This is a genomic window from Pandoraea sp. (assembly GCF_004297875.1).
Classification (GTDB): Bacteria; Pseudomonadota; Gammaproteobacteria; order Burkholderiales; family Burkholderiaceae; genus Pandoraea.
In genome coordinates, this window is the sequence record NZ_SCSK01000030.1 from 1 (window position 1) to 4,662 (window position 4,662).

The following is a 4,662-nucleotide window of genomic DNA, read 5'->3' on the forward strand; positions in this document are numbered from 1 at the left end:
AGGCCCCGGCCGACTTGGCACCGCCGTTGGGAGGAGCCTCCGGCGGCTACGCCGCCTACGACTCCCCCCAACGGCCAAAACCTTCGCCGCTATACCGGCCAAAATGATTGTCGCCGACCAGATAGCGCCGTAGCAGATTTATGGTCCTGTCCGCCAACGGCAATACCAGGACCGAACGGGTCTTGCGCTGCTGAACGTGAAGCGTTCGCGATTCCCAGTTGATAGAACTCAGCGTGAGTGCGGCAACGTCTGACGCTCGTAGACCGTAGTACGCCATCAAATGCAGGACCGCGTGGTCCCGCCAGCCAGTGCGGCTGTGACGGTCCACCGAATTAACCAGCTTCGGCACCAGCTTCCAGTCGAGTGCGCGCGGAGGCAACTCGGAACGATAAGTCCGTGGCGTATCAATGCAATGCAGTCCGGGCGTGATATCGCCACGGTCTTCGCAATAGCGCAAGAACGCCCTCAGATGCGCAATGACATGCTGCAGCGTCTGACGGGTAACCTCCCGGCTCTTGAGCCGGATGTAATTCTCGACGTCCGTAGCGCCCAATGTCCGCAGCGTTCGATCAGGTAACATCGCCCGACCCAGGAAGTCCTTGAGAGTCGAGTCATGCTGAGCGGCGGTCGAGACGGCAAACCCACGTAGCTCACGAAGGTGCTGTAGATAGTGACCGCGCAAGGCTGCGAACGAGTCGTTTGGCTCAACCCGAATCAATCTGCCGCGCGAAGACAGGAAGCGCTCGAATGCCCGCTGCGTGCCTCGATATAGCGCCGGGAAGTGCGATGACGTGAATGCAGCGTATAGATGCTCTGTGGCAAACTGCCCTCCGGGCTCGGCGCCGTCCATCTGTTCAAGTGTTTGCTTTGCCCGAAACAAATGATCGCAGGTACTGTTGCGAGAATATCCGTTCCGACGCAGCCAGTCAGCGAAACCCTCAAGATCGGCGGCGAACCGGGATCCCTCATAGCGGCGATGTACCTTCGGAAACAATTCCTGAAGCATGGTGCCCTCCGAATACGGTGATCGGAGGAACTACACTACTCCCACGACGAAGTTATGTTGACGAACTCCTGCCACAACTCAACGCCGAAGCAGCGCCCAGAGGGAAGCTCCACATAACCGCTCGCTGCACATAAGTCGATTAATGTTGCGCGCAACATTAATCGACGACTGGGGACTGCAGGATCTCGATCAGGGCGCACGCAACGATCTACTCGAAGTCCTCGATGATCGCGTCGGCACGCGTTCGACGATCATTACCAGTCAGTTACCCCTCGAACACTGGCACGCTTGGCTGCAGGATCCCACGCTCGCCGACGCGATTCTCGATCGCCTGGTCCATCAGGCGCACAAACTGCCTTTGAAGGGTGAATCGATGCGAAAGACCAACGCAAAACCATCCGCTACTGCCGCATCGTGATCACCTTCGCTATAATTCTCTGACCGCGCAACACCACCTTCCAGACCGATCACGTTCACCGAAACGTCTGATCACCATCACCGAAATACGCACCATTGCGCCTTGTTGAAGCCGGTCGCCGTGTCCCAGAAGTCCCAGAACCCCGTGGCCATTTCGGACGCGGGATTGGCACCCACAATAAAAACGTCGCAAAGCAGTGGATTTCCGTCGCAAACGAAGGGCCGTAGGTTCGTCGCCTCGCCGATGAGGGCCGCGAGGTCAGCTTCGAACGATTGGAGTTCGGTCATCGTCGTTCCTGATCCACTTGCTGCAATTGGGTCTGGTGTCATGGTGTCCGCGGAGCTTGTCCGCACCTATAGAAGTCGCGGTTAGGACGGGGCTGAAGATTTATGTGCCCTTGACCTGCTCCCCGAGATTAGTACGGCAATGATGTAGAGTCTGCCTCACACTGAACGGTCCCGGTTTTCAGTGCCAAAGGCAATGTTAGTCTTCGGCGTTCTGTTGGTCCGTCAGTTGGGCCTGCAGGCCCAACTGACGGACGTATTCGGCAGGCGGCACTTCACCGAGAGCCCTGTGAGGCCGACTCTCGTTGTATTCGACCCGCCATCGCTCAATCTGCTCCCTGGCGTCAGTCAGCGTCGTGAACCAGTGCACGTTCAGGCATTCATCGCGTAGCGTGCCGTTGAACGACTCCACGAATGCGTTATCCGTTGGCTTGCCGGGTCGGCTGAAGGCAATCTCGACCTTGTGATGGTAAGCCCACAGGTCCATCACCTGACTCGTAAATTCCGAGCCGTTGTCACAAAACAGCGTGCGGGGCGCTCCGCGTTTGCTCCTCAATTCTTCCAGTGCACGCACGACATCTGAAGCGCTCAGCCGCTGGCCAACATCGATGGCTAGTGCTTCGCGCGTAAAGACGTCGATGATGGTCAGCGCGCGGAACCTCTGGCCGTTCGAAAGCTGGTCGGCGACGAAGTCCAAACTCCACGCCTGATTTGCCGCCGTCGACTTTGCACGTGCCGGGCGGCTCATCTGTGCACGTCGCTTGCGATTTGATCTGTAGCGCAGCGACAGCCCTTCCTCACGATACAAACGGTACAGCCGATTCTTGCTGACCTGATAGCCCTCCCGTAGCAGCAGCACGCGTATCTTGCGATAACCATAGCGCACCCGCGTCGCCGCGATTTCACACATGCGCTGCCGCAATGCAGTCTGCGGGTCTCGGTGACTGCGATACTGGTACACCGAGCGCGATATGGCCGCCAGGCGGCAAGCACGCCGCTCTGCTATTCCATAGGCAGACTTTAGATAATCCACGACGTGGCGCCTTGGCGAGGACATCACCACTTTTTTTTCAATACGTCGGTCAGCATCGCCTTGTCCAACGTCAGCTCCGCGACCACCTTCTTCAGTTGCGCGTTCTCGTCTTGAAGCTGCTTGAGCTGCCGCACCTGGTCCGTCTGCAAACCGGCATATACCTTCTTCCAGCGATAGAAGGTTTGCTCCGAAATGCCCACGTGACGAATCAGTTCCGCTACCGGCATGCCTGCTTCGGCCTGTTTCAACACTGCCACAATCTGCTCAACACTGAAGCGCTTGCGTTTCATCGTACGGCTCCTTTCATAATGAAAAAGTCCGCCGAAAACTCGCTTACATCATGGCACTGTTTACTGGGAGCCGCTCAACACGGAGGCAGCATGAAAAAGCGATTTACCGAAGAACAAATTATTGGCGTACTCAAGGAAGCCGAAGCCGGTATGAAAGTGGCCGAGGTGTGCCGGAAGCACGGCATCAGCGACGCGACGTACTACAACTGGAAATCCAAGTTCGGCGGGATGACGGTATCAGAAGCCCAACGGCTCCATGCTTGTCGTATTCATGACCAAAGTGTACCGGATAGAGCGCCGGATGGGAAAAGACTTTTTTCTATTTAAATCAATGGTATTTTTGATAAAAATAGGACGATTAGAGGGGATGAAATGCCGGTTTATTTGCCGGTTTTCGAGTTGAAAGAGAGCGTCAGGCTCCTTGCGGCCGATCCCCCATTTTGAAGTGCGCAGTGGCCTGTGGGCTCTTACTGGGGTTCGGCGAGCAACGGAACAGCCACCCCACTTAAGCCCGGTTCGACAAAACGAAGGTTTGATCGAACTCGCTCGCTTTGCCTTGGCTATGGGCAAGAGTCGCGGCTTATCCGGTACGAAAAACACGTCTCGACAATCAAAGTCCGCCCGCTTGCATCACGAGTGAGTTTTCAGAACTTGGATTGTAGTCTCATTGCGACCACAATGTGGATGTCTGAACCGCTCCCGGAGAATGAAATGAGCACTACCGCCGACACCTATGTCCGTGCCCGTATCGACACCAACACCAAGGAACGCGCTGCTAGTGCGCTCGAAGCAATGGGCCTGTCGATTTCCGACGCCATCCGCCTGCTGATGCTGCGCATCGCGGACGAACACCGTTTGCCCTTCGATGTGAAGGTGCCCAACGCCACGACGAAGAAGGCCATCGCCGAACTGGAAGCGGGCAAGGGCAAGAAGTTCGCCAGCGTTGACGACCTGATGGCGGATTTGCAGGCGGACGATTGACCGCTCGTCCGCCTTCAAACGCGACTACAAGCATGAGGCCAAGGGCCAGCACCGCGCCACGCTCGATGGCACGCCCAAGCCGGTGCTGGTTGCGCTGGCGACCGATCAGCCCCTCGATGCGCGTTACCGCGATCACGACCTTTCCGGCGAGTGGGCGGGCTACCGCGAATGCCACGTCAAGCCCGACCTGTTGCTGGTCTATCGCAAGTCCGATGGCGACACCCTGCGGTTGGCGCGGCTTGGCTCGCACAGCGAGCTTTTCGGCTAACGCCTGCCACCGGATGGCGGCGGGTGACACGACTGTTGGGGCTACTCCCTCTGGCCGTAAAAATCTGGGATTCCGGCTTACTCGGTGGTCGGAATTTTCGGCGGTTCCGGCTTAAGTGGGTTGGCTGTTCCGTTGCTCCCCGAACCCCTTAGTGAAGACTCCGAAGCGGGGATCGCCGGTTTCTGCGGTGGCGACCACGAACGCTAGTCCCAGCGCGTCGTTCGTGTGCGTGTGGGGCTACCGGTGTGCCGGCGTCGCGCCCCCTAGCAGGCTGTTGAAAAGCGCCTCGTCACGAAGAGCGAAGCAATGTTCAGGAGTGTTTTGCGTGCGATTTTCCGCTGAAATCCAGATGCGCCGACCAGCCCGCGCAGGCAGTTTGCCC

General features: G+C 57.8%; 5 protein-coding genes and 2 pseudogenes. 4 read left to right on the top strand and 3 right to left on the bottom strand.

Annotation, left to right across the window (positions count from 1 at the left end):
* Nucleotides 1-55: 55 nt before the first annotated feature.
* Nucleotides 56-1,006 carry a tyrosine-type recombinase/integrase gene (locus EPN80_RS08615; protein WP_293025811.1) on the bottom strand — a complete coding sequence of 317 codons (951 nt, stop codon included), beginning with the start codon at nt 1,004-1,006 and terminating at the stop codon, nt 56-58.
* Between the two features lie 118 nt (nt 1,007-1,124).
* On the opposite strand from EPN80_RS08615, the pseudogene EPN80_RS08620 reads away from it, so the two are divergent.
* Nucleotides 1,125-1,424: pseudogene (locus tag EPN80_RS08620) on the top strand (ATP-binding protein); the annotation flags it as partial.
* A gap of 77 nt (nt 1,425-1,501) precedes the next feature.
* On the opposite strand, the gene EPN80_RS08625 reads toward EPN80_RS08620, so the two are convergent.
* Complete coding sequence (locus tag EPN80_RS08625) at nt 1,502-1,711, bottom strand: hypothetical protein (RefSeq protein WP_293025813.1); 210 nt, start codon at nt 1,709-1,711, stop codon at nt 1,502-1,504.
* A gap of 196 nt (nt 1,712-1,907) precedes the next feature.
* Nucleotides 1,908-3,031 (bottom strand): IS3 family transposase gene (locus EPN80_RS08630; RefSeq protein WP_293025815.1). Its coding sequence is split into 2 segments (ribosomal slippage): nt 1,908-2,770 and nt 2,770-3,031, totalling 1,125 coding nucleotides; the frame shifts between segments, so codons are not numbered across the junction.
* 90 nt (nt 3,032-3,121) lie between these two features.
* On the opposite strand from EPN80_RS08630, the pseudogene EPN80_RS08635 reads away from it, so the two are divergent.
* The 3 genes and pseudogenes from EPN80_RS08635 to EPN80_RS08645 form a co-directional block, all read left to right on the top strand.
* A pseudogene (locus EPN80_RS08635) lies at nt 3,122-3,286 on the top strand (transposase); the annotation flags it as partial.
* A 456-nt stretch (nt 3,287-3,742) separates the two neighbouring features.
* On the top strand, nt 3,743-4,012 hold the full coding sequence (locus tag EPN80_RS08640; protein WP_293025817.1) for a type II toxin-antitoxin system RelB/DinJ family antitoxin: 270 nt from the start codon (nt 3,743-3,745) through the stop codon (nt 4,010-4,012).
* Entirely contained in the window at nt 3,993-4,280 is a 288-nt protein-coding gene (locus EPN80_RS08645) for a type II toxin-antitoxin system YafQ family toxin (protein WP_293025819.1), read from the top strand. Before EPN80_RS08640 ends, EPN80_RS08645 begins: the two co-directional genes overlap by 20 nt.
* Nucleotides 4,281-4,662: the final 382 nt, after the last annotated feature.

What these genes read in the sequence shown, in the direction of transcription:
- EPN80_RS08615 (WP_293025811.1), bottom strand. Translation starts at nt 1,006, where the DNA reads ATGCTTCAGGAATTGTTTCCGAAGGTACATCGCCGCTATGAGGGATCC.
- EPN80_RS08640 (WP_293025817.1), top strand. Translation starts at nt 3,743, where the DNA reads ATGAGCACTACCGCCGACACCTATGTCCGTGCCCGTATCGACACCAAC.
- EPN80_RS08625 (WP_293025813.1), bottom strand. Translation starts at nt 1,711, where the DNA reads ATGACCGAACTCCAATCGTTCGAAGCTGACCTCGCGGCCCTCATCGGC.